Consider the following 23,583-nt stretch of genomic DNA (forward strand, 5'->3'; position numbering starts at 1 on the left):
AAGTAATAAAATGATTCTATTTTTTGGCACTAGGCCCGGTAAACCGGAAACCATTAAACTTTTAAACACATACTGCCCCTATTGCGAACAAAGAGGAACCCTAACGGTGGTAACGCACACTAACTATTTTCATCTGTTCTGGATCAAACTTTTTAAAATTTCCAGTACCGTAATGGCAGAATGCAGCCATTGCAAAAGAGGTTTTTATGAAAATGAATTTACCAATACCATGCTAGAGGATTTGCTGCTATTAAAACAACGGTCATAAAACCGGCAATTGTATCCAGTTCCATGACCGTAATGTTCAATAAACACTATGCTATACCAATTATAGATCAAACCGCAATCCTAAGGAGACGTTTCGTTGTTCAACGGCAGCATCCTTGAAAATTGGATTTAAATCATATTTTACATACAAAAGAACACCCTCTACCCCTGCATAGGCACTTAATCCATAAATTATATTATTGGTATTGTAACTACGTTTTAGCTTATCCTTTACACGGCCACCATCTATTTCATATTTTAATTTTTGTCGTGTACCTAAATTAAACCCTGCATATCCACCTAATCCAATACGAAACTGATTCTTTAAGGAATACCTAATACTTTTTTCGCTAGCGGTATATTTTGACGGCCCCAGCTCAAAATGCATAGGAAATACCAAGTTGTCTATCCTAAGTTTGGACTTGTTCAACTCATAATCAAATTCCTGTAATACTGATTGACCGTTTTCCAATGAAACAAAATATTGATTGTCCTTAGGTTTTAAACCGTTGAACTGAAATGAGAAGCCATAATTGAACCTTAGGAAATTGGTATTTTTGAATACCCGTGTTCTCCATTGCCAACCCATTTCAAAAAATCTGCTTCCGCCAATTTTGTACGGAGAGTCATCAAGCGACTGTCCTTCAATTATTGCATTATTTAAACCAATAGCTACAACAAGGTCAGAATAAGTACGTCTATCATAAATTACTTTTTTCCTATTTGGATTTTCCTTGATACTAATTCCAAATATACGCTCACCATCATTACTTCTGCCGCCATAACCTATTTCTAACCTGGTTCCAAAATTAAGCGTATCCAGCTCTAGGTTTTCCGTACCATTTCTATCCAACAAGGCTATCTTATTATCAATAATAGCTATCCTGTTCTCTATGTTCAACGCCCTTTTCTCCGCCGCTTTCATTTTTAACGCATTCGCCTCGTCCAAGGTAATCTCCCCGCTCTCTACCCTTTTGGAAATAGCCTCTACCTCTTCTTTTAAGGCTAATTTTTCCTGTTGTGCAATCTTAGCCTTTTGGGCCTCTAAAAGTTCAACTTTGCTTTCATCACCCTCTTGCGCCACTGCATTATGTACGATAAAGAGGGTTAGCAATACTACTGCATACATTGTAATTGTTCTCATTTTGATTGATTTTTTTTTTGATGAATAAACTCCAATCCCTGTCCCTATAGCAAATTATAGGAATAAAGAAAAAACGATTTAAAATTGATTAATTATTACGGTCCGCCACCGCAGTACGTACCTTGATAAAACTGGCTTTCAATGAATTGAATATTTGGTCTCTGAAGGATTGATCAAGTTCTTCTTCAACCTCTGTCAACAAAGCCATAGCGTTGACAGATTTATCGGTATTAAAAATTTTATTCCTAAGAATTTCGTCCTGAGCCCGTTGTAATAACGAATCTACTTCGGCATCTGTAACGGTATTATATTGTTCCAAATCATTTACCTGGGCCACAACAAGAGCCACCTGTGTATTTATAATCTCTTCTGGTATTTCTATTTTAGGATTGACTTCGTTAGTAGATTTTTGCAGTACAGTTGCTACATCCAATTCATTAACTTCCTTAGGTCTTTGCCGCTCAACAGCAACATATGCAGGCACTTCCCTATCCTTTAACTTAGGGTTGGAATTATTGGATTTTGCCACAATCTTCTCTTCTGGTTCGTCCAGTATACGTTCTTCTTTTAAAATGGTTTTTGGTTTCAATACCTGTTCATTTTCAGTATCCACCACCTTTACCGGCAATTGGTCTACATTTTTTTCACCCCGCATTACAAACAAAGCCACTCCTAAAATAATGACTACACTTGCGGCAATGCCCAACCAAGTATATACCGGACTTTTAGATTGCGTATCTGTTTTCAGTTCCGAGGAAATTGAAGCCCAAGCCTTATCTGATGGACTAATTTCACGCTCACGCAACTTGTTTTTAATATGTTGTTCAAATTTATCGGTTTCCATACCCTATAATATTTTGTTGTCTTAATTGATCTTGTAGCAACTTTCGCGCTTTTAACAATTGTGTCTTTGATGTACTTTCCGTGATGGACAGCATTTCCGCAATCTCCTTATGTTTATACCCTTCTACGGTATACAATACAAATACCGTTTTATAACCTTGCGGCAAAGCATCTATTAGTTGCTGAATATGTTCCGTATCCAAATCCGTACCCTGTGCTATTGTGGTAGATTGGTTATTTTCATACACCTCATCGTCATACACCACAAACTGCTGCTTTCTTAAGTAGGAAATACTTTCCCTTACCATTATTCTTCTTAACCAACCCTCAAAACTTCCCTCAAAATTAAATGTGTTCAACTTATTGAACATTTTTAGAAAGCCTTGTACCATAACGTCTTCCGCAAAATGTACATCCTTAATATATTGCCTACAGACACTTAACATTTTTGGCGCATGTTTTTTATACAAACGTTCTTGGGCATCTCGGTTGCCGGATGAAGCTTTTTTAACAAGCTGCTTTTCGTTTTTATAAAAAGGTATAATTTTCACAATATTGGTTTGGTCTTCTATTTAACTAGACGCAATATTTTACACAATAGTTGCCTGAAGATTATTTATTTTTTAAATAAACTTATAACGTATTGTTTATCAGTAAATTAAATAAATAAGAAAATCGTAAAAAATTTACTTTTTACGATCTACTACATAATTTACCATAAGTTCCAAGGCGGCCCTATAATCAGATTCCGGATAGGAATGTAGCAGTTGCAATGCCTGATCCCGGTATTGCAGCATTTTAGCCACAGCATAATCCAAACCACCTTTTTCCTTAACAAAGGCGATAACTTCCTTTACCCGTTTTTTATCCTTGTTATGGTTTTTTATGGAATTGATAACCCAACTTTTTTCTTTTTTGGAACTGTTGTTCAATGCATAGATTAACGGCAAGGTCATCTTTTGTTCCTTAATGTCTATGCCTGTTGGTTTACCTATTTTTTGGGCTCCATAATCAAACAGGTCATCCTTAATTTGAAAGGCCATACCACAAAGTTCACCAAATTTTCTGAACGCTTCTACATCCTTACTTTCCGGCTTAACCGAGCAAGCGCCCAAAGAACAACATGCTGCTATTAGGGTTGCCGTTTTTTGCCTAATAATATCATAATAAACATTTTCGGTAATATCCAAGCGCCTTGCTTTTTCTATTTGAAGCAACTCACCTTCACTCATTTCACGAACGGCTACTGAGATAATCTTAAGCAAATCAAAATCACCATTATCTATTGACAACAAGAGACCTTTGGACAAAAGATAATCGCCGACCAAGACCGCAATCTTATTCTTCCATAGGGCGTTTATGGAGAAGAAGCCCCTACGCTTGTTACTTTCATCGACCACATCATCATGTACCAATGTGGCCGTGTGTATCAGTTCAATAACCGATGCACCACGATAAGTACGCTCATTGACCTCACCATTGTTCAATAATTTTGCGGTAAGAAATACGAACATAGGCCGCATTTGCTTGCCTTTACGATTTACTATATAATATGTAATCCTGTTGAGCAACGCCACCTTTGAGGTCATTGAATCCCTAAACTTGGATTCAAACAACTCCATTTCCTTATATACAGGTTCCTTTATTTGCGCTACTATTTTCAGATGCGGTTTATTAGAAGGATAAAATTAGTCAAAAGCTAGCAGTTAACAGTACTCAGAGAGGATATAATGACAATGAACAACTACAAGTTTTACTACAATAGTTCACTACCGCCCACTATTATTCTTTACCGATCCTACACTACCCGCTATATGCTTAATACTTCTTCCTTAGTTCTTTTCCTAACTCTTATTGGCCAATTGCCCGCATGCCGCATCTATATCCTTACCACGTGAGCGACGGACGGTCACCACAATGTTATTTTGTTCCAAAGAACGTACATAACGATCTATTGCCGCACCAGAAGCTTGTTTAAATTCCCCATCATCAATAGGGTTATATTCTATAAGATTTACTTTAGAAGGTGCAAAACGGCAAAATTCCACTAACGCATCTACGTCTTTTTGAGTATCATTGATTCCGTCCCATACTACATATTCATAAGTAATACGACTTCTTGTTTTTTGATACCAATATTGTAACGATTCCCTTAAATCTGCCAAGGTGAACTTAGCATTGAAGGGCATAATAGAAGTTCTAATCTCATCTATTGCCGAGTGCAGAGAAACAGCTAGTTTAAATTTCACCTCATCATCTGCCATTTTTTTAATCAATTTGGGCACACCGGATGTAGAAACGGTTATTCGTTTAGGCGACATTCCCAACCCGTCTGACGAGGTTATCTTATCTATGGCCTTTAGCACGTTGTTATAATTCATTAAAGGTTCGCCCATACCCATAAATACAATATTGCTTAACGGCCTGTCGAAATATAATCGGCTTTCATTGTCAATAGCGACAACCTGATCATAAATTTCGTCAGGATTAAGGTTTCGCATACGTTTTAACCGTGCCGTAGCACAGAACCTACAATCTAAACTGCACCCAACTTGGCTAGATACGCATGCCGTGGTCCGCGTCTTTGTTGGAATCAATACCGATTCTACGATCAAATCATCATGTAGGCGTACCGCATTCTTTATGGTACCATCACTACTGCGTTGCATTTGATCCACTTTAATATGGTTGATGACAAAATTAGCCTCAAGCATTTCTCTGGTGTCCTTAGAGAGGTTGGTCATTACATCAAAAGAGTACGCGGCCTTTTGCCACAACCATTCATATACCTGATTACCTCTAAAAGCCTTGTCCCCATTAGAAACAAAGAATTCCCTAAGCTGCTCACGCGTTAGTGCCCGGATATCTTTTTTTCTTATTTCTTCCATTACTTTAAAGGTAGGTATTACTAATGATAAAAATCCCGCTTTCTGCACATGCAGATAAAGCGGGATGTATTGTTTTTTCTAAGAGAGAAATCTAATTTCTTATAATATCAACATGGCGTCACCATAAGAATAGAACTTATAGCTTTCCAAAATGGCTTCCTTATAAGCTTTGTTCATCAAATCATGACCCATAAAAGCGGATACCATCATCAATAAGGTAGATTTCGGTAAATGAAAATTGGTGATCATTGCATTTGCTATGCTAAAATCATACGGTGGAAAAATAAATTTGTTCGTCCACCCCTCATACGTATTCAAGGTTTGCTTAGAGGATACCGCACTTTCTAGACCTCTCATTGCCGTTGTACCTACTGCACAAATACGTCTTTTTTTAGCTTTGGCATTATTTACGATCTCTGCTGCTTTTTCATCAATGAACATTTCCTCGCTATCCATTTTATGCTTGGAAAGGTCTTCTACCTCTACCGGGTTAAAGGTACCCAAACCAACATGCAACGTAAGTTCTGCAAAATCCACACCTTTTATTTCCAAACGCTTTAATAAATGCTTGGAGAAATGTAAACCTGCCGTAGGAGCGGCAACAGCACCTTCATGCTTTGCATAAATGGTCTGGTAACGATTTTCATCTTCCGGTTCTACCTCTCTCTTTATGTATTTTGGCAACGGAGTTTCTCCAAGTTCCCTTAGCTTCCTCCTAAAATCAAGATAGGCACCATCATAAAGAAAACGTAATGTCCTTCCTCTAGAGGTGGTATTGTCAATTACCTCTGCAACCAATGTTTCGTCATCACCAAAATAAAGTTTGTTTCCAATACGTATTTTACGCGCAGGATCAACCAATACATCCCAAAGGCGTTGTTCTTCGTTCAATTCACGTAAAAGAAACACCTCTATACGGGCTCCCGTTTTTTCCTTGTTACCATATAATCTTGCAGGAAAAACCTTTGTATTGTTAAGGACCATAACATCTCCTTCATCAAAATAGTCGATCATGTCCTTGAACATTCTATGTTCTATCTTGCCGGTATCCCTATGAATGACCATTAATCTAGACTCATCTCTATTTTCCGATGGATGCTCCGCCAATAATTCTTTTGGAAGCTCAAAATTAAAATTTGATAATTTCATGTAGCTATTTTATTAAGTGTAGCAAATTGCGGCTGCAAATATACAATCTGCAGATAGGCCTTGTCAAGTAAATCCTTAATTATAATTCCTTTATATCAAAACCCAGTTTCTTTAGGTCGTTCCAAAAATCTGGATATGACTTGGAAACTACTTCTGCATCGTTTACTTTAAGTGTCGTTTTCATGGCCAAAGGAGCAAAGGCCATAGCCATTCTATGATCGTTGTACGTATCTATGGCAATATTTTCAAGAATTCCTATAGATGGAACAATATCTAATTCCTTATCGGTTACGGAAATATTGGCCCCTAATTTGGTCAGCTCCGTATGTAAAGCTTCCAAGCGATCCGTTTCCTTGATTTTAAGCGTATGTAAGCCCGTTAAATGACAACCTACGCCCAAACCAAAACAGGTTACCGCAATGGTCTGTGCAATATCCGGGGCGTTGGCCAGATCAAATATATTTTCCATGTCTACTTCCTTATCCGTCTTTTTTAAGATAATCTTGTTATCGCCAAAGGTAGTTTCCACACCAAAGGAGGTATAAATTTCAGCCAGTACACTGTCTCCTTGTAAACTTTGTTGTTTATAGGCGGATAGGGTTATTTCGGTCCCTGGTGCAGCCAATGCGCAAATGCCGTAATAGTAGGAAGCCGAACTCCAATCCGATTCTACCACCAACGTAACCGGTGCTATTTCATTCTTTGGAAAAACGTTGATCACATTGCCTTTGAACGAGGTCTCCACCCCTATTTCCTCTAACAAGGCCAAAGTCATTTTAATATATGGAACTGAAGTAATTTTACCAACCAACTCTAATTCAAGTCCGTTACCCAAACTTGGGGCAATCAATAATAGGGAGGAGATATATTGGCTGCTTACATCTGCAGGAAGACTTACTTTATCCTTGACAAGGTTTTGTCCTTTTATTTTAATGGGAGGATATCCTTCATCCTGCACATAACTTATCTCCGCACCCAAGGATTTTAACGCATCCACTAAAATTTTAATTGGCCTTTCCGTCATTCTTTTGGACCCCGTCAACACCACTTCTTTTCCTTCTTGAGCAGAAAAATAACCGGTTAAAAACCGCATTGCCGTACCGGCATGATGTATATCTACCGTACCCTGGGAAATCTGCAGCCCCTTTGCCATTACCTGTGCATCATCAGAATTGGACAAATTGGTTATTTCAATATTTGGAAACAATGCGGACAACAATAAACTGCGATTAGATTCACTCTTTGAACCCGTAATCGTTATAGCTTCTTTTATTTGATGGTTTGCCGGACCTGTAAGGTGAAGTTTCAATGCGTATCTTTTTAAAAATAGAGCAACAAATATACGCCTATTTCAACTTTTTATTGGCGTGATGACGCTCATGATCACGCTTTGTTTTTAAATCTAACTTTTTATCAAAAGCTTGTTGTAAATTAATATTGGTCTGATTTGCCAAACAGAGTACCACAAAGAGAACATCTGCCAGTTCTTCTCCCAAATCCTTTCCTTTATCTGACTCCTTTTCACTCTGTTCACCATACCGCCTTGCTATAATTCTAGCTACCTCACCCACTTCCTCAGTCAACTGAGCCATGTTCGTTAGCTCGTTAAAATAACGAACACCATGTTCCTTGATCCAGTCATCAACTGCTTTTTGTGCGTTTTCAATGTTCATTATTCCTTATCTTTTGTATCAATAATTATTGTCACCGGACCATCATTCAACAATTCTACCTTCATATCCGCTCCAAATTCTCCGGTACCAATGGTTTTTCCCAATTTATCTTCCATACTTTCAATAAATGATTCGTACAAAGGAATTGCAATTTCAGGTCTTGCCGCTTTAATATAGGAAGGTCTATTGCCTTTTTTTGTGCTTGCATGTAAAGTAAACTGACTTACCACTATAGCATCACCATTAGTAGTGGACAATGAAGTGTTCATTACTCCATCTTCATCATTAAAAATACGAAGGTTCACAATCTTGTTCGTTAGCCATTCTATATCATCTTGGGAATCCTCAGTCTCAATACCCAACAAAATCATGAGTCCCCCATTAATTGAACTTATTCTTTTACCATTGACCGTTACACTTGCTTTTGCAACACGTTGTATTACTGCCCTCATTTTTTATCGTCGTGTATATCTACCCTATAATTTTCATCCTCCCCTTTGATCATCTGCAGATAGCTATTATATCTGCTCCATGCAATTTCCCCGTTTTCCAAAGCGCTCTTTACTGCACATTTTGGTTCATCTACATGTATACAGTTGTTGAACTTACAGTCTTGTTTTAACTTGAAAAATTCAGGAAAATAATCTCCAATCTCTTCCTTTTCCATATCTACGATTCCAAAACCTTTTATACCGGGAGTATCTATGATGCGGGCATTGAAACTTAAATCGAACATTTCTGCAAACGTAGTAGTGTGCTGTCCCTGTAAATGTTGTTCGGATATTTTTTTGGTCTTGATATCCAAAGTAGGCTCTATTGCATTTACCAATGTGGACTTACCTACACCGGAATGACCTGAAAACATTGAAGTTTTACCAACCATCATTTCCTTTACCTTTTCAACATTTTTACCCGTGGTAGCCGAAATACCAATGCAGATATACCCAATTTTTCTATACAGGGCTGCTAAAAATTTTATTTCGTCCAATTCTTCCGGCGTATAGGTATCTACTTTATTGAACAATAAAATTACGGGAATTTCATAGGCCTCTGCAGTGATTAAAAACCGGTCTATAAATACCGGATATGTAGGCGGGTTGTTCAGCGTTACCAAAAGAAATACCTGGTCCAAATTGGCCGCAATTATGTGGGTCTGTTTGGACAGGTTAACAGATTTACGGATAATGTAATTTTTACGCTCTTCAATTTCATGGATTATACCAATGGTATCATCACCTATGGTCTCCACTTGAAAATGAACTACATCACCAACCGCTACCGGATTGGTGCTTTTTATGCCCTTAATCCTAAACTTTCCTTTTATCCTACAATCATAGAAATCACCATTATCTGTCTTAACGGTGTACCAACTACCTGTAGATTTATAAACAATTCCTACCATTTATCCAAAATACCTTCCATTTGTACAAAGTAACTGCTTTCAATGCAAAAAATACCATAAATTTGAATTTCAACCTAGAACATTAAATATTAACCAATTACTTTAAAATGAAAACTATCAAAAATTTTATCCTTTATGCTTTTTTACTGCTAACCTCTATAGGTTTTGCCCAAGAAACCATAACCAATGAATCCGTTATACAAATGGTAGAATTGGGTTTCGATGATTATATGATCATTGACAAAATAAACACCTCTGACGTTAAGTTCGATGCTTCTATATCCGCACTTGGCGAAATGAAAAATGCCGGGGTTTCCTCTGAAATTCTTTCGTTGATCATGGACAAGTCAAAACAAAACACGAAATCAAAGACAGGTATTTATTATACGGATGCAAATGGGGAGGATAAATTGGTACAGCCAAGTGTTTTCTCTGGATCAAACTCAAATGCCGTTGCACAAAAATTAGTATCTGGTTTGATCAACTCCAAACAAAAGGCGCAACTACCTAAAACCCAATCCAACAATGTTATTCGTCAAAGTCAACCTGAATTTACATTTATCTTTGACCCAAGCGTAACAGAAGTTGATAATATGCAGAACAACCAAGGTAGTGATGCCGGTATTTTCAACTGGTGGTTTAGAATGGCTAGTAACCCTAACGAATTTGTTTTGGTAAAACTTACCGTTAAGGAGAAAAAGAACTTAAGGGAGGTCGTTACAGGTAAAAGCAGCTGGATTACCAGTAGTAGCGGTATTGACCCAAAATATGCTCTTAATTTTTCCATAGAAGAAATTGAAGGCAATAAGTTCAAGGTTACACCAGATACCTTAGAACCAGGTGAGTATTGCTTTATTTACCAAGGCCAAGTACCACAAGGCAGGGAAAACCAGTCTGTGTTCGATTTCTCCATTCAATAGTTTAAAACATATATTTAAATGTAGTCCCGATGCTTTTTGTATCGGGACTTTTTTTATCCGCAGTTTTTCAGATAGAACTTTTATAAGTTAATGTAATTCTTTGCTTTCTACATTATACCTTTTAATTTCATCCTATAAACTTTAGTGAAATAAAAAAACCATCATCATGAAAAAAATTATGTTATCCTGCTTTATTGCCTTAATCGCAATTACCACTATGACCGCCCAAGAATACAAGGTTATTACCAGTGTAGAATCTATAGTACCCAGTGGTTTAGGTAGATCAAGAATAATTGACGCCAATGCTGACCGGGACTATAAGGAGTTCTCTTCCGAACAGACCGAAGAAAATAATACGCGCAATAAATCTAAACGTGGAGATATACGTGTAAAGGATTTTGAAGAGACCAAATTGCTTAATTTTTATAATGTAGCAGGTATTCGCTTTCAGAACATTGCGGCAAACGATGTGCTTATTTCTTCCAAATTGAGTGATATGGCACAAAATGGCTGGGAACTGGTTTTTGTAACCAGTGGTGTAGAGGCCGATGCTGGTAATACCGATGGACAAGGTATTTTCATTACCCGATATATCTTTAAAAGATAGAACTATTACACATAAAAAAGCCCGGTAAAACCGGGCTTTTTTAATACTAACTTTTTTATATCTACTGTGCCAAGTTAATCTCAACACGTCTATTTTTCTGTCTACCGTCTTTATACATATTGGTAGCAATCGGCTTACTTTCCCCATACCCTATAGCTGTTAACCTAGAAGGTGATATGCCGCCTTTTACCAAAAATTGTAAGACAGCCTGTGCTCTTTGCTCAGATAATTTTTGATTTGTAACAACTGAACCTATACTGTCCGTATGGCCCTCTACGGTAAATTTAGCGTTCGGGTACTCGTTCAGAATAGATATGATATCTACCAAAACCGGCGTAGATTCGTCTTTAAGGGTAGATTTACCGGTAGTAAACAAAATGGTTTTTGCATAGGCGTTCAACGATTTTTGAACCTCTTCCGTAACAACAGGCTCCGGACAACCGTTATTGGCTACAGTTCCTATCTCATTAGGACAATCATCATCTTTATCAAAAACTGAATCACCATCACTATCTGGCCAAGGACATCCGTTATTCTCTACAGGTCCGGCTACATCTACACACTGATCTTCATTATCCAACAAGGTATCTCCATCAGTATCTACCCAAGGGCAACCATTGTTTTCTACAGGACCGGCCTCATCTGGACATTGATCCTCATTATCCAATACCGAATCACCGTCCGTATCTCCCCATGGGCAACCATTATTTTCTATTGGTCCTGCCTTTTTTGGGCAACCGTCTTCTTTATTTGGAATACCATCACCGTCAGAATCTTTAGGCTGACCGTAGTATACCGGTATCTTTAATCCGGCATAAACATCAGCCCCTTTAATTTCACTTCTCGTAAAAGTAGAGATAATAGAACCCGAGCCAAGATATAACGGACCCGCACGTAAGCCCGCACCAATCTGCAATCCACTATACTGGTACCCACTTATAGGTACATAAAAACTAAACCATTTACTTTCAAAACGCGGGGTCAATGAAACCAAATTAACAGTACGCATTGTATTTTCACCTGATGAACGTAAGGTTAAATCTGTATTTAAGTTCAAATAAAAATGGTTCTTGATGTTCCAATCTACATTTAAGTGCAATGCGGTTGGCAATTTAGCATTAATATCCGCATTAGATTGTACAAAGGTATATAGGTTCTGTAAATCTTCAGAATCCTCAATATTATCGTAATCCTCCTGTGTAATGGTATTATTGATATTGTAGTTATCAATTAAACCGCCCTTATATTTTACCGCACCTATATCCGTAAGGGAAAGGCCTAGCTTTAATTTGTATTTGTTTTTGTTCTTCATGACCGATGTTTTACCATCCGTACCCTTAACCACATATTTGCCATAATCTGGCCTCCATTCATATACAACACCTAGATCAAACCCAAAACCATTGGCATCCGGTACTTCGTAATCATAATCATCATCGTCATAATCTCCCGATCTACCATAGTATAAGTCCCCCGTAGATTCCAATGTACCACTAGTTGAACTATCAGGTAAAGTGGCACCATCTGCATCATAGTCTATAGTTACATTTTTACCGGTAACATAGGCATTTCCAAAACCTTGTAAATATTTTAGGGAAAGTCCCCCCTTTAAAAAATGCTGTTCATTGTTCATCAAGACTTGGGCATAGGTAAGGCCAATTTCTGCCCAGCTATTTCCTGACATATAAAAATCTCCCTCGTTGACCATAAAGTCCTGGCTCTCATCAATACTGTCATCCAAATCATCTATACTTTCCCCATTAAATTCATTACCGGTAAGTATGGTCCTGGCCCTTGTATAAATGGCCATGGAAGATGTTTTACCAACATTGAACATAAATGAAGGTCCCATTATATCTATATTACCTGAAAAGTTATTATTATCCGTCAGATAAAGATTGGCATCCGTATCAAACTCAAAATCACTGCCGGTAAGTTCTGAAAAACCTACACCAACGTAATCATTGGCAAAAAAACCACTTGCCCCAATTAAATTTATGTCGGTCTTAAATCTAGAATCGGCAATATTGGCCGGGTTGGCTATTACCCCATGCACACCGCTGTAATTATCGGTTAGAAACCCTACATATGATTGGGCCTTAGCGGTTAGTGTTACCATAACAAAAATGATTGCCACAACTACTCTTTTCATACTTTATCTCTTTTTATTGGTTGGATACACCCCTAACGCCCCACATATATCCATATTGCAATCTATGTCCACTTTTTCTTACATATGTTAGGTATGGCACAAAAAAAGCACCCATAGAAAATGGGTGCTTTTTAAATCGCTTATTATCTTCCTAACCGTTCACGATTTTCTCCTGATGGTTAATGGACTCTTGATGAATTGCCTTGAACATTCTTAAAACAAATTCCTCGCTCAACCCTTTGCTTTCACCCTCTAATATCATGGCGCCTAAAATCTGGTTCCATCTATTTGATTGTAAAACGGCTACGTTTTTCTGTTTTTTAAGTTCGCCAATACCGTCGGATACTTTCATACGTTTACCCAACATTTCTATCAATTGACTATCTATGACATCTATTTGAGCCCTTAGATTACTCAATTGTGAGTTGTACTCCGCCTCTGGATCACTTTCCTTCCTGATCTTAAGATCTCTCATGATCTGCACCAATTTTTCTGGGGTAACCTGTTGAGCAGCATCACTCCAAGCGTTATCCGGGTCATGATGCGTTTCTATCATCAATCCGTCAAAATTAAGATCTAAAGCAGTTTGGGATACATCAAAAATCATATCTCTCTTTCCTGTAATATGAGATGGATCGTTAATCAATGGCAAGTCAGGAAATTTATTCTGGAACTCGATGGCCATCTGCCATTCCGGGATATTCCTATACTTGCTCTTCTCATACGTAGAGAAACCTCTATGAATTGCTCCCAACTTTTTAATACCTGCGGTGTGCAACCTTTCAATACCACCTAGCCATAACGCCAAATCTGGATTTACCGGATTTTTAACCAACACAATCTTATCTGTACCTTCAAGTGCATCTGCCAATTCTTGCATAATGAACGGACTTACCGTTGATCGAGCTCCAATCCATAACAAATCGATATCATGTTCCAAAGCCAACTCTACATGAGCACGGTTAGCAACCTCAGTAGCGGTTTTCATTCCAGTTTCGGCCTTTACTTTTTGAAGCCATTTTAGGCCCAAGGCCCCTACTCCTTCAAAATTTCCTGGACGGGTACGTGGTTTCCATATACCTGCTCTGTAATAGTTTACATCGGTATCTTTTAGGGAGTGTGCTATACCTAACACTTGTTCCTCGGTTTCCGCACTACATGGCCCTGCTATTACTAGTGGATGGTCTAGTTTTAAATCATCCAACCATGTTCTCATTTGTTTTGAATTTTCCATTTTAATTAATCTATTTCTTGTTTAACGGTATTCTTTTTTAAAATTCCTTTTATTTTATTGGTATTGTTCATTTCATTATAAATGCCTTCGTAATCATCATTAAGCAACAGCTCCTTGAATGCCGTAAGGTTTTGAATATACTCCTCTAACGTTTCTACAACATTGTCCTTATTCTGCTTAAATATTGGTGTCCACATAGCTGGTGAGCTTTTTGCCAAGCGTACCGTACTTTCAAACCCACTACCTGCCATGTCAAAAATATCGCGCTCGTTCTTTTCTTTCTCGATGACCGTTTTACCCAACATAAATGAACTAATGTGCGACAAATGCGATACGTAAGCTATGTGCTTATCATGAGCTACAGGATTCATATATCTAATACGCATACCTATTGCCTGAAAAACCTTCAAAGCTCTTTCTTGTAACTTAAAAGCGGTTAGCTCAACTTCACAAATAATATTGGTCTTGTCCTTAAACAAATTGTTTATTGCTGCGGACGGACCCGAAAACTCCGTTCCCGCAATGGGGTGGCATGCCAAAAAATTTCTTCTCTTTGGATGATTCTCAAGCACTTTACAGAGTAAAGATTTAGTGGAACCAACATCAAAAACTACACAATCTTCTTGTACGGCATCCAAAATAATAGGAAGCTCGGTAACCATAACATCTACCGGTATACTTACAATGACCATATCTGCCAATTGTAAATCTTGATAGGTAGCCGCCTTATCTATAATACCAAAAGACAATGCCTCAGCTAAATTTGCTTCATTGGATTCTATGCCATAGACGGTAACATTGTCGAATGCCGACTTTATATCCTTCGCCAAAGAACCTCCTATTAAACCGATACCTATTACAAATACATTCATCACATTTAAAATCTTGCGATTGCTTCTTTTATTTTATCTTCTGAAATACATAATGAAAAGCGAATATAACCTTCACCTTTGCTTCCAAAAATAGTCCCAGGTGTTATGAACAGATCTTTCTTGTACAGGATATCATCTATAAATTCTTCTGATGACTTGCTACCCTGTGGCAATTTTGCCCAAACGAACATACCTACTGCATTTCTGTCATAAGTACATCCCAAGGTATCTGCTAATTGAAAGACCAATGCCCTACGCTTACCATAAACATTATTCAATTCCTCAAACCAATCGTCCGTACTTTCCAGAGCGGCAATTGCACCTTTTTGTATACCGTAGAACATACCGGAATCCATATTGCTCTTCACCTTTAAAATTGCGTTGATATGTTCATCGTTACCCAATACAAAACCAACACGCCATCCGGCCATATTAAATGTCTTACTTAGGGAATTCAGTTCCAAACATACATCCTTTGCATTTTCAATACTCAAGATACTTGCTGGATCGGAATTCAACACAAAACTATATGGGTTGTCGTTCACCAACAGAATATCATTCTTTCTGGCAAAGGCCACTATTTTTTTAAACTGGTCGCGCGTAGCCGTAGCTCCTGTGGGCATATGTGGATAACTTAGCCACATAACCCTTACCTTGGACAAATCTTGCTTTTGCAATTCCTCCAAATCTGGGAACCAACCGTTTTCGTCCGTAAGGTCATAATATTTAGGAACAGCACCTACCAAATTGGTAACCGATGTATAGGTAGGATACCCCGGGTTGGGAATCAATACCTCATCTCCTTCGTTCAAAAAAGCAAGGCTTATATGCATAATACCCTCTTTAGACCCCATTAACGGTAAAATCTCCGTGTCCGGGTCTGCAGTAACTTGAAATCGCTGCTTATAAAACTGAGCTATAGCGTTCCGTAATTGCGGTAATCCTTGATAACTTTGATATTGATGCGCACCATTTTCGGTAACAGCTGTCTGTATTGCGTTCAATACCTTTTTAGAAGGAACCAAATCTGGACTGCCAATACCCATATTGATTATAGGCCTACCTTGAGCCATTAAACCACGTACTTCTCTTAATTTTTTGGAGAAGTAGTATTCCTGTATGCTATTTAACCTTTCGGCCGTACGTATCATTGTCTTACATTTTTATATTCACCCAATACCTTAAAGTCTTCCGCCATGATGTCCAATAGACTTTTAGCTTTGGAAAAATCAGCATATTCCGCAAAAGTAACATCCACGAAAAAGGCATATTTCCATGGTGTTTCTATGACCGGCAACGATTGTATTTTTGTCAAATTTAATCTGCAATCGCTCATTACATTAAGCACTGCGGCCAAACTACCCCTTTTATGGTCGGTTATGAACCGTACTGAAGCCTTTGAAATTTCGGCCTCTGGCAATACCTTATTTTTTGTCTTTACAATGATAAAACGAGTGGCATTATTTTTAATGGTCTGTATGTCGCTCGCTACGATGTCCAACCCATATAATTCCGCCGCTACCTTTGGCGCAATTGCCGCAACTTGCTTTAAATTTTGTTCCTGAATCCGTTTGGCGGTTTCTGCGGTATCCATATCCTCCACCAATTTTATGTGTGGAAATTGCCTAAAATATTCCTTACATTGCAACAGTGCCATTGGGTGTGAACTTACCTCCTCAATATCCTCTATCCGCTGCCCCTTAAGAACCATTAGATGATGATGGATATTTAAATAATATTCCCCTATAATATGTAAGTTATTATGATTTACCAGCGCATAGTTGGGAATTATAGAGCCTGCTATGGAATTTTCAATGGCCATAACACCCTGGTCCGCTTCATTGGACAATAATTTGTCTACCAAAACATCAAAAGAAAGGCACTCTACCAACTCAATATCGTCCCCAAAACAATCCTTTGCTACCTGATGATGATTGCTACCCTTTATTCCCTGTATGGCTATTCTTAGACTCACTTTACCTACGTTTTATTCAAAAAAAAAGTTCCGATGTACATCGGAACTTAGATTCTATTTTATATTAAAATATACTACAACAGTCCCGTACCTCTCTTAAAAAAGAAGTAAAAATAAAAACCGTTCCAGAAATATTTTTTTGTCATCACTTTTGTAATATGAGGCTAATGTAGTAATTATATTTAAAAATGGATGTTTTAGCTATAATTTTTTTGAAATTTTGAATTTCTATCTCAAATATTCGAGGTTTTGTGTTAATTATCTACAATTTTTACCATTTTAATGCTAAACCAAATCCTGCTCCATTAGTAATTGGTTCTATTCTAAATGTTGTTTGATCATCAAGCTGTTTGTTATAAGTTAAGATTGCTCGCCTTCTAGATTTGCTAGCACTATTCATATAAATAAGCCCCACTACAGCCCCAACTATACCTCCTGCCATGGGACCAACAGCATTAATTGCCTTATCCCGTTTGGATAATGATGGATCATCATTCAATAATTCAGATGTTGCCCAAAATACACCTACAAACTCACCTACTAAAGCAATACCTGCAACCACATCTTTTGTATTCGCCTTTTTCCAATGCGCATATACCTCTTCATTTTTAGAAAAAATACTTTTTACTTCTGCTTTGGTAATTTCCTTATCATCCTGGTAATACTCCATGCCCCACATAGTAGGAAACATTGTAATTTCCTGTGATTTCACATTGGAGCAAACCAATATAACCAAGATTGAAAAGAGGTAGAACTTAATTAATTTCATAGGTATCTATTTATTATTTAAAAAATTCAGAAAATTAAGGAGCTGTCCTAGTATTGGGCTGAAAGTAAAATGGAATAGACCAATTATACTCCTTTACATCGCCTAATGTTTTAGTGACCATTATGGTATTCTCTCCTGACTTTAATAATTGTTTATCTATATACGTTACAATACCAAATTGACCTGAAACCGGATGTTCCTTTTTCAAAATATTCATTGTCAACAATTCGCCGTTTAACTTTATAGTATGGTAATTTTCATAACATTTTAGATAAAACGCCCGTATGCTCAAAGTATTATCATTTTGCGATAAACTTGCATCATCCGCATAGGTGCCACAGGTAGACTCCTGATAATTTCGCTCTTGTTGAAAAACCGGGATAAACAACCTAACAGTTTGGCCCTCAATCAAGTCCGATTGAATTTGAGGTGTCAACAAAAATGATTTATCCGCACTTTGGTTTTCATAAAAACTTAAATACATTTGATCGGCATAATACCTATCTACGCCCAAAAGATAATATATGTTGGTATCCTTAATCTTAATTACGGATAAACAAATACCTGATACAAAAAACAACAACACCAAACGTACCAACCATTTTTTCTTTTTAAAATTGGAACCGAACACCATTGAAACCTGTAAAATGTTCTTATATAACGGTCCATACAATAACATTGAAGCCAAGCGTACTATTTTGAAAGACCAGTTCTGCAACCATTCTATTTCCTTGAACCTTTTTATGTTTCCGATAATGGTCAATATACTTTGCACGATGACCAAGATTCCCAATAACAAGGCCGGAATCAAGAGAACATAAGCCGGTACATAGGAAGACAACAAATTAAACAGAAGTATATAACCACTGGCCAGTAAAGACATGTATGCATAGATTAACAAAATGGTAAATGCAGCGGAAAAAATAACACTGCACAGCTCATCAACCTTTTGTATGGTATCTTCTTGTCTGGGCAATACTTTTAATAATTTGGAGGTATAGATTTTTGAATATGCACTATCTTTTATACTATAATCAGGAAAAACCGAATTAAGGCCAACCAATCCGATCCAATAGGCCCTTAACGAAAAATGAATAATGAACATGGAAACCAAAATACTCACGGCAAGCAAACCCATGAACGAAATAAAATAACCGTATTCATATTGCTCCACGGGCAATAAATCTATAAATTTATTGGTGGCCCAATCTACCAACCCAAATAACTGAAACGTACCAAAAATGGCAATTGCGGAGACTAACAGTTCTGCCTCCCAACTTTCATCCTTTAAACGTTGAAGCCAATTCCCATTTTTCATGTGTTCTGAAGGTGTAGTTTTATTGGTTGGTCGGTGCATTTAAATCATCTTAAAATTCAATTAGACTAATATACCTTTTCTAATAGTCTTATGAAATTTTAAATAGTTAGGCTGATGGAGCGTTCTCAAAAAAACATGCTATTACAGCATCCAATTCCTGTTGTATTTTTGGATCCGTACAGTTAATTAAAATTGAAAAAACCAATTGCTGGCCAGGGTACACAAAGAAATTGGCATACCCGCCTACCCCGTTTCCTACATGCCCAAAAAATGTTCTGCCCCTTACATCTTCACTTACTTGCCAACCCAAACCATAAAATGTAGAATTACCCTGAACGCTTTGCGCCGTTAAAAACTGGCTCAAAAGCCCCTCATCAACCATAACTTTTTTATCCAGGAACGCCTGGCCAAATTTTGCAATGTCCGTAGTAGTGGACAAATAGCCACCGCCCGCCAATTTGTAGAAATTATCTACGGGTATCGCTTTTCTAAATCCTGCCCTATCTTTTGTATAAAAGGTGGTTACCAAGTCTTGATGTTTTAATTTAGCAATAGAATTAACATTATTGCCAGTTTCATTTTGACCGCGTTCCGGATGACCTATTGGCGTATATGTGTTCAGCATACCTAAAGGGTTCAAAACCTTTTTTTGTACATATTCCTCAAAGGGAATTCCACTGGCCCGTTGCATGGCGGCAGCGATCATGACCCAATCAAAACTATTGTACAGATAATCGGTTCCCGGTTCATAAACCAATGGATCCAACTTAAAAATTTCCAAGCCTTTGGGTATGGTTAATGGTTGGTTTAACCCATACTCCTTTCCTTTATACGCCCTAATCCCAGCTGTATGCCCTGCCAATTGCCGTATGGTAAAATCCCATTTCTTTTTAGGATAGTCAGGGACATAGGTGTAAAAAGATTCATCCAAACTTAGCTTCCCTTCTTGAACCATATGGGCCAATGCCGTTGCAGCAATAGGTTTGGATACACTGGCTATTCTAAAAATTGAAGTTTTGGGGTCTATAAGGCGCTTACTTTCCAAATCTGCATACCCATATCCTTTTTCAAAAACTGTTTTCCCTTCTTTAATTACCGAAATGGAAATACCTGGAACCTTTTTTTCCAGTATCAATCTCTGCAGTAAATAATCTGCCTTGACCATTCCGGTCAAATTTCTATCTTCCCCTAAAACCCTTTTGGCGGCAAATACATTTTTAATATAGCTAATGATCGGGTTCATTCCACGAATATCAATCGTCCGTTATACAATTCTTCCACATCTACGGATGCCGGTCTGTTATAACTTAGCACATCGCCCGTACCCCTAATTACACCATTTAAACTTGTTTGGGGGTTTACCCGTATATCGTTGGTTCCCCTATGGTTAAAATTAACACGACCTGCCGTTAATTCTTCCGCTTCAATTCTAGAATCACCGGCCGCTATATTAATATTCAGACTTTCCACAACACCCGCTAATCTAAAATAGGCAATACCGTTTACAGTAATACCGAGCGATGTTACATTTAAGTCCAACACAAACTCCCCATCCGTTGTTTCGGCGTCCGGCACCGTAAAACTTTCCGACAAAAGACTTAGGCTATCAAAGTCCAAGACCCCGTCCGATCGTATAGGAAATCCCGTACTACTTCTAATTTCGGTTAAATTGGGGGTGGTCACGAATATTACCGTAATTCCGTAATCACGCACGTAATTACAATCATTGGTATCACTAAGCAGCAAGCGACCATCCTCAACAGTGGCAGCAACTTCATTTCTTAAATTTTGGCCTGTTTCTATTTCCACTTTTTGAGTAGAGCCCTGTTTTATAATCAAGGTTACGTTCTCATAAACCGTGATCTTTGTAAACTCAGGCACTATAACCTCATCCTTCACAATCTCCCCGGTATCCTGAAAACAATCTGAAGCATTTTCAGAATCGCAAGAAATAGTTAGGACCATTAAAATTCCTGACAGGATAAAAAGGACTGGATTTCGCCCGATCAGACAACTAAGTGGATTTTTTATCAATTTTACCATCTTACATTCTTATTCCTATACCAAATTCAACAGCCTCTGCTTTTGCTCCGTGCGACTTTAAGGTCATTGCACCAAATACTTTGTTTCCAAAATAACGTTTTAAGCCTATACGGTTGTACATGCGCCCTTCAAAATCAAAAGGGTAATACACATAGTAGCCCAATTGTGCTATGACAGATAGTTTATTAATGAACAGTTCATGCCCAATAAACATACCTACCCTTTTATAATCATCGTTGGCCGCAACATTATTTTCTGGAAACGCAATACTTTGAAAACGTATCAATTCTTTTAAAAAATTGGAGAAATATGCATCTACGCCTAATTGTATAGCACTTTTTCTTCCTAATCTTTTATCTGCATATGCAGATAGGACTACAAAACCGTATTGACCGGAATCAATAACGTCACTCTCATTAATTCCTGACCGCAATGCCAGATTAAAACGTAACGGCTCTGTCATTTTTTCTTTTTCCCTGTATACATATTCCAGTTCCTTTCCCCCATCAAGATCATACACAAAACCTGCATTGAACGCCAATGTATTGGTAGAGGTATTGGGTGCCCTAAAATTGGCATTTGAGTAATGGATCAATGAAATACCTGCCTTAAACCCTAATCCGGCCACAATATTCTCTTTATGATAGTTCAACATTAAATAGGTTGAACTTAAAAAATCAGAGCCATAGGCGTTGTTCCTGAAATTGGTCTGTTTATCATACGGGTTGTTGGCATAGGCGATGCCCTGACCTATCCTTAATTGTACATTTCTCCTAAAAAAATAAAAGTTATAGTGCGCGTATAGCCCATAGGCATCACCCAACGTTTGGTTATTGGAATTTTGATAGATAAAGGAATAACCTAAATCTGGATAATTATACAGTTCTTCCCATTCTTCCGCACCGTACGTTTTACGGTTATAACTCAAAATGACCCCGGCAGGGTGCGATGTTATTAAATGTGATATATCTGGATTGTGCAGTATGATGGAACCATAGAATTGGTTGGCATCAAGCGTGAACTTCTTTTTCTCAGCACCTTCTTGCGCAAAACAAAAACTTACCGATAACATTACAATGGATAGAAACTTAAAATTCATTGTGGGCAAAAATAGTTATAAGTATTAAGTACGAAGTATTACGTAGTGAGTATTATCCTTATCGGACACTTTGTACTTAAATTCTCTACTTAATACTTTTTTAAACCTTTAAAAAAGTGCTTCTGCTATTGCCTTTATATTATCGGATTTACCCATTGAGTAATAATGCAATACAGGTACCCCTGCCGCCTTCAACTCTTTAGATTGTTGAATGGCCCATTCTATACCCACGGCACGCACATCCTTATTTGTTGCACATTGATCTACGGCCTCTATAAGATCTTGGGGCAAATCTATCCTGAATACCTGTGGCAATAATTGCAGATGCCTTTTTACCGCAATTGGTTTTATACCTGGAATAATTGGCACATTAATACCTAAATTCCTTGCCGCCTCTACAAACTCAAAATACTTTTTGTTATCAAAGAACATTTGTGTTACCACATAATCTGCCCCGGCATCTACCTTTTCCTTCAACCTTTTTAAATCTGATTGTAAGGATGGAGATTCCAAATGCTTTTCAGGATAACCTGCAACACCAATACAGAACTCACTAGAATGTTCAGCTTCAACAGTTTCGTGCAGATACTTGCCTTTATTCAGGTTTTGAATCTGTTCTACCAGCTCAATGGCATAGGAATGTCCACCATGGGTAGGCTCAAAATATTTCTGCTCACTACGGGCATCACCGCGCAAGGCCATTACATTCTCAATGCCTAGATAATGGCAGTCTACCAACATATATTCAGTTTCCTCCTTGGTAAAGCCACCGCAAATAACATGTGGTACCGTATCAACATTGTACTTATGCTGAATAGAAGCACAGATACCTACCGTCCCCGGCCGCATGCGCGTGGTCTTTTTATCCAATAACCCTTCTTTCTTGACATAAACGGTTTCCTCACGCGATGTGGTTACATCTATGAACGGCGGATTAAATTCCATTAAAGGATCAATATTGTTATACAATTCTTGAATATTTTTCCCTTTTACCGGCGGTACGATTTCAAAAGAGAAAAGTGTTTTTCCCTTTGCATTGGTGATATGGTCTGTAACTTTCATTTTATATTCTTTTACTCTTGGTTATGAGCAAACCTTCAAGAGGCTTATTTACTTTAATTCTTCTTTGGGCGTTCGGGCGGGCTTTTCGCTATATTTTTTCTATTTCAACAACTCTTTTTACTTAACATTGGCACAGTTCAGAAATAGAAAAAGATGCCGCTGCAAT

General features: G+C 37.8%; 24 protein-coding genes. 3 read left to right on the forward strand and 21 right to left on the reverse strand.

Annotated elements, in window-relative coordinates:
* The first annotated feature begins 10 nt into the window (after positions 1-10).
* On the forward strand, positions 11-268 hold the full coding sequence (locus Q2T41_RS05045; protein ID WP_304435181.1) for a zinc-ribbon domain-containing protein: 258 nt from the start codon (positions 11-13) through the stop codon (positions 266-268).
* A 60-nt stretch (positions 269-328) separates the two neighbouring features.
* Here Q2T41_RS05045 and Q2T41_RS05050 read toward each other — a convergent pair whose 3' ends face one another.
* The 10 genes from Q2T41_RS05050 to rsgA all read right to left on the reverse strand — a co-directional run bounded on the left by Q2T41_RS05050 (position 329) and on the right by rsgA (position 9,366).
* Entirely contained in the window at positions 329-1,411 is a 1,083-nt protein-coding gene (locus Q2T41_RS05050) for a hypothetical protein (protein WP_304435182.1), read from the reverse strand.
* A gap of 88 nt (positions 1,412-1,499) precedes the next feature.
* Positions 1,500-2,255, reverse strand: coding sequence for a hypothetical protein (locus Q2T41_RS05055; RefSeq protein ID WP_304435183.1), 756 nt, complete (start codon positions 2,253-2,255; stop codon positions 1,500-1,502).
* Positions 2,242-2,805 carry an RNA polymerase sigma factor gene (locus Q2T41_RS05060; protein WP_304435184.1) on the reverse strand — a complete coding sequence of 188 codons (564 nt, stop codon included), beginning with the start codon at positions 2,803-2,805 and terminating at the stop codon, positions 2,242-2,244. Before Q2T41_RS05060 ends, Q2T41_RS05055 begins: the two co-directional genes overlap by 14 nt.
* A gap of 135 nt (positions 2,806-2,940) precedes the next feature.
* Positions 2,941-3,918: a polyprenyl synthetase family protein gene (locus Q2T41_RS05065; protein WP_089262376.1), complete on the reverse strand. Its 978-nt coding sequence runs from the start codon at positions 3,916-3,918 to the stop codon at positions 2,941-2,943.
* 180 nt (positions 3,919-4,098) lie between these two features.
* Positions 4,099-5,142, reverse strand: coding sequence for a dual-specificity RNA methyltransferase RlmN (rlmN, locus tag Q2T41_RS05070; RefSeq protein WP_144801888.1), 1,044 nt, complete (start codon positions 5,140-5,142; stop codon positions 4,099-4,101).
* Positions 5,143-5,241: 99 nt separating this feature from the next.
* Positions 5,242-6,291, reverse strand: a complete 1,050-nt coding sequence (gene queA / locus Q2T41_RS05075; protein ID WP_089262380.1) for a tRNA preQ1(34) S-adenosylmethionine ribosyltransferase-isomerase QueA — start codon at positions 6,289-6,291, stop codon at positions 5,242-5,244.
* 79 nt (positions 6,292-6,370) lie between these two features.
* Positions 6,371-7,600, reverse strand: a complete 1,230-nt coding sequence (locus Q2T41_RS05080; protein ID WP_304435185.1) for a 3-phosphoshikimate 1-carboxyvinyltransferase — start codon at positions 7,598-7,600, stop codon at positions 6,371-6,373.
* A 37-nt stretch (positions 7,601-7,637) separates the two neighbouring features.
* Entirely contained in the window at positions 7,638-7,964 is a 327-nt protein-coding gene (locus tag Q2T41_RS05085) for a nucleotide pyrophosphohydrolase (RefSeq protein ID WP_304435186.1), read from the reverse strand.
* Positions 7,964-8,416 (reverse strand): D-aminoacyl-tRNA deacylase, encoded by a 453-nt coding sequence (dtd, locus tag Q2T41_RS05090; RefSeq protein ID WP_304435187.1) that lies wholly within the window; start codon positions 8,414-8,416, stop codon positions 7,964-7,966. Before dtd ends, Q2T41_RS05085 begins: the two co-directional genes overlap by 1 nt.
* Complete coding sequence (gene rsgA / locus Q2T41_RS05095) at positions 8,413-9,366, reverse strand: ribosome small subunit-dependent GTPase A (protein WP_304435188.1); 954 nt, start codon at positions 9,364-9,366, stop codon at positions 8,413-8,415. The genes dtd and rsgA overlap by 4 nt, the downstream gene beginning before the upstream one ends.
* A gap of 107 nt (positions 9,367-9,473) precedes the next feature.
* Here rsgA and Q2T41_RS05100 point away from each other — a divergent pair, with 107 nt between their 5' ends.
* Positions 9,474-10,286, forward strand: coding sequence for a hypothetical protein (locus tag Q2T41_RS05100; protein ID WP_089262390.1), 813 nt, complete (start codon positions 9,474-9,476; stop codon positions 10,284-10,286).
* A gap of 166 nt (positions 10,287-10,452) precedes the next feature.
* Complete coding sequence (locus Q2T41_RS05105; protein WP_304435189.1) at positions 10,453-10,893, forward strand: hypothetical protein; 441 nt, start codon at positions 10,453-10,455, stop codon at positions 10,891-10,893.
* A 61-nt stretch (positions 10,894-10,954) separates the two neighbouring features.
* Here the strand turns inward: Q2T41_RS05105 and Q2T41_RS05110 are convergent, their stop codons facing one another.
* The 11 genes from Q2T41_RS05110 to metF form a co-directional block, all read right to left on the reverse strand.
* A complete protein-coding gene (locus tag Q2T41_RS05110; RefSeq protein WP_304435190.1) occupies positions 10,955-13,045 on the reverse strand; it encodes a DUF5723 family protein in 2,091 nt (696 codons plus the stop codon).
* Between the two features lie 151 nt (positions 13,046-13,196).
* The gene (locus Q2T41_RS05115; RefSeq protein WP_089262396.1) at positions 13,197-14,279 is read right to left on the reverse strand and encodes a bifunctional 3-deoxy-7-phosphoheptulonate synthase/chorismate mutase type II; all 1,083 of its coding nucleotides are present in this window, start codon (positions 14,277-14,279) and stop codon (positions 13,197-13,199) included.
* A gap of 5 nt (positions 14,280-14,284) precedes the next feature.
* A complete protein-coding gene (locus Q2T41_RS05120) occupies positions 14,285-15,151 on the reverse strand; it encodes a prephenate dehydrogenase (protein WP_304435191.1) in 867 nt (288 codons plus the stop codon).
* Positions 15,152-15,156: 5 nt separating this feature from the next.
* Positions 15,157-16,302, reverse strand: a complete 1,146-nt coding sequence (locus Q2T41_RS05125) for a pyridoxal phosphate-dependent aminotransferase (protein WP_304435192.1) — start codon at positions 16,300-16,302, stop codon at positions 15,157-15,159.
* Entirely contained in the window at positions 16,299-17,126 is an 828-nt protein-coding gene (locus Q2T41_RS05130) for a prephenate dehydratase (protein ID WP_304435193.1), read from the reverse strand. Before Q2T41_RS05130 ends, Q2T41_RS05125 begins: the two co-directional genes overlap by 4 nt.
* A gap of 271 nt (positions 17,127-17,397) precedes the next feature.
* Positions 17,398-17,796, reverse strand: a complete 399-nt coding sequence (locus Q2T41_RS05135; RefSeq protein ID WP_304435194.1) for a hypothetical protein — start codon at positions 17,794-17,796, stop codon at positions 17,398-17,400.
* A 133-nt stretch (positions 17,797-17,929) separates the two neighbouring features.
* Positions 17,930-19,252 (reverse strand): hypothetical protein, encoded by a 1,323-nt coding sequence (locus Q2T41_RS05140; RefSeq protein ID WP_304435195.1) that lies wholly within the window; start codon positions 19,250-19,252, stop codon positions 17,930-17,932.
* A gap of 67 nt (positions 19,253-19,319) precedes the next feature.
* Positions 19,320-20,456: a serine hydrolase domain-containing protein gene (locus tag Q2T41_RS05145; RefSeq protein WP_304435196.1), complete on the reverse strand. Its 1,137-nt coding sequence runs from the start codon at positions 20,454-20,456 to the stop codon at positions 19,320-19,322.
* Entirely contained in the window at positions 20,453-21,178 is a 726-nt protein-coding gene (locus tag Q2T41_RS05150; protein WP_304435197.1) for a head GIN domain-containing protein, read from the reverse strand. The genes Q2T41_RS05145 and Q2T41_RS05150 overlap by 4 nt, the downstream gene beginning before the upstream one ends.
* A gap of 79 nt (positions 21,179-21,257) precedes the next feature.
* Positions 21,258-22,355, reverse strand: a complete 1,098-nt coding sequence (locus tag Q2T41_RS05155) for an acyloxyacyl hydrolase (RefSeq protein WP_304435198.1) — start codon at positions 22,353-22,355, stop codon at positions 21,258-21,260.
* Positions 22,356-22,463: 108 nt separating this feature from the next.
* Positions 22,464-23,417 (reverse strand): methylenetetrahydrofolate reductase [NAD(P)H], encoded by a 954-nt coding sequence (gene metF, locus Q2T41_RS05160; RefSeq protein WP_304435199.1) that lies wholly within the window; start codon positions 23,415-23,417, stop codon positions 22,464-22,466.
* Positions 23,418-23,583 lie beyond the last annotated feature (166 nt).

It is taken from the genome of Maribacter confluentis (assembly GCF_030505015.1).
Lineage (GTDB): Bacteria > Bacteroidota > Bacteroidia > Flavobacteriales > Flavobacteriaceae > Maribacter > Maribacter sedimenticola.

What these genes read in the sequence shown, in the direction of transcription:
- Q2T41_RS05045 (WP_304435181.1), top strand. Translation starts at nt 11, where the DNA reads ATGATTCTATTTTTTGGCACTAGGCCCGGTAAACCGGAAACCATTAAA.
- Q2T41_RS05050 (WP_304435182.1), bottom strand. Translation starts at nt 1,411, where the DNA reads ATGAGAACAATTACAATGTATGCAGTAGTATTGCTAACCCTCTTTATC.
- Q2T41_RS05055 (WP_304435183.1), bottom strand. Translation starts at nt 2,255, where the DNA reads ATGGAAACCGATAAATTTGAACAACATATTAAAAACAAGTTGCGTGAG.
- rlmN (WP_144801888.1), bottom strand. Translation starts at nt 5,142, where the DNA reads ATGGAAGAAATAAGAAAAAAAGATATCCGGGCACTAACGCGTGAGCAG.
- queA (WP_089262380.1), bottom strand. Translation starts at nt 6,291, where the DNA reads ATGAAATTATCAAATTTTAATTTTGAGCTTCCAAAAGAATTATTGGCG.
- Q2T41_RS05085 (WP_304435186.1), bottom strand. Translation starts at nt 7,964, where the DNA reads ATGAACATTGAAAACGCACAAAAAGCAGTTGATGACTGGATCAAGGAA.
- dtd (WP_304435187.1), bottom strand. Translation starts at nt 8,416, where the DNA reads ATGAGGGCAGTAATACAACGTGTTGCAAAAGCAAGTGTAACGGTCAAT.
- rsgA (WP_304435188.1), bottom strand. Translation starts at nt 9,366, where the DNA reads ATGGTAGGAATTGTTTATAAATCTACAGGTAGTTGGTACACCGTTAAG.
- Q2T41_RS05100 (WP_089262390.1), top strand. Translation starts at nt 9,474, where the DNA reads ATGAAAACTATCAAAAATTTTATCCTTTATGCTTTTTTACTGCTAACC.
- Q2T41_RS05105 (WP_304435189.1), top strand. Translation starts at nt 10,453, where the DNA reads ATGAAAAAAATTATGTTATCCTGCTTTATTGCCTTAATCGCAATTACC.
- Q2T41_RS05110 (WP_304435190.1), bottom strand. Translation starts at nt 13,045, where the DNA reads ATGAAAAGAGTAGTTGTGGCAATCATTTTTGTTATGGTAACACTAACC.
- Q2T41_RS05115 (WP_089262396.1), bottom strand. Translation starts at nt 14,279, where the DNA reads ATGGAAAATTCAAAACAAATGAGAACATGGTTGGATGATTTAAAACTA.
- Q2T41_RS05120 (WP_304435191.1), bottom strand. Translation starts at nt 15,151, where the DNA reads ATGAATGTATTTGTAATAGGTATCGGTTTAATAGGAGGTTCTTTGGCG.
- Q2T41_RS05125 (WP_304435192.1), bottom strand. Translation starts at nt 16,302, where the DNA reads ATGATACGTACGGCCGAAAGGTTAAATAGCATACAGGAATACTACTTC.
- Q2T41_RS05135 (WP_304435194.1), bottom strand. Translation starts at nt 17,796, where the DNA reads ATGGAGTATTACCAGGATGATAAGGAAATTACCAAAGCAGAAGTAAAA.
- Q2T41_RS05140 (WP_304435195.1), bottom strand. Translation starts at nt 19,252, where the DNA reads ATGCACCGACCAACCAATAAAACTACACCTTCAGAACACATGAAAAAT.
- Q2T41_RS05145 (WP_304435196.1), bottom strand. Translation starts at nt 20,456, where the DNA reads ATGAACCCGATCATTAGCTATATTAAAAATGTATTTGCCGCCAAAAGG.
- Q2T41_RS05150 (WP_304435197.1), bottom strand. Translation starts at nt 21,178, where the DNA reads ATGGTCCTAACTATTTCTTGCGATTCTGAAAATGCTTCAGATTGTTTT.
- Q2T41_RS05155 (WP_304435198.1), bottom strand. Translation starts at nt 22,355, where the DNA reads ATGAATTTTAAGTTTCTATCCATTGTAATGTTATCGGTAAGTTTTTGT.
- metF (WP_304435199.1), bottom strand. Translation starts at nt 23,417, where the DNA reads ATGAAAGTTACAGACCATATCACCAATGCAAAGGGAAAAACACTTTTC.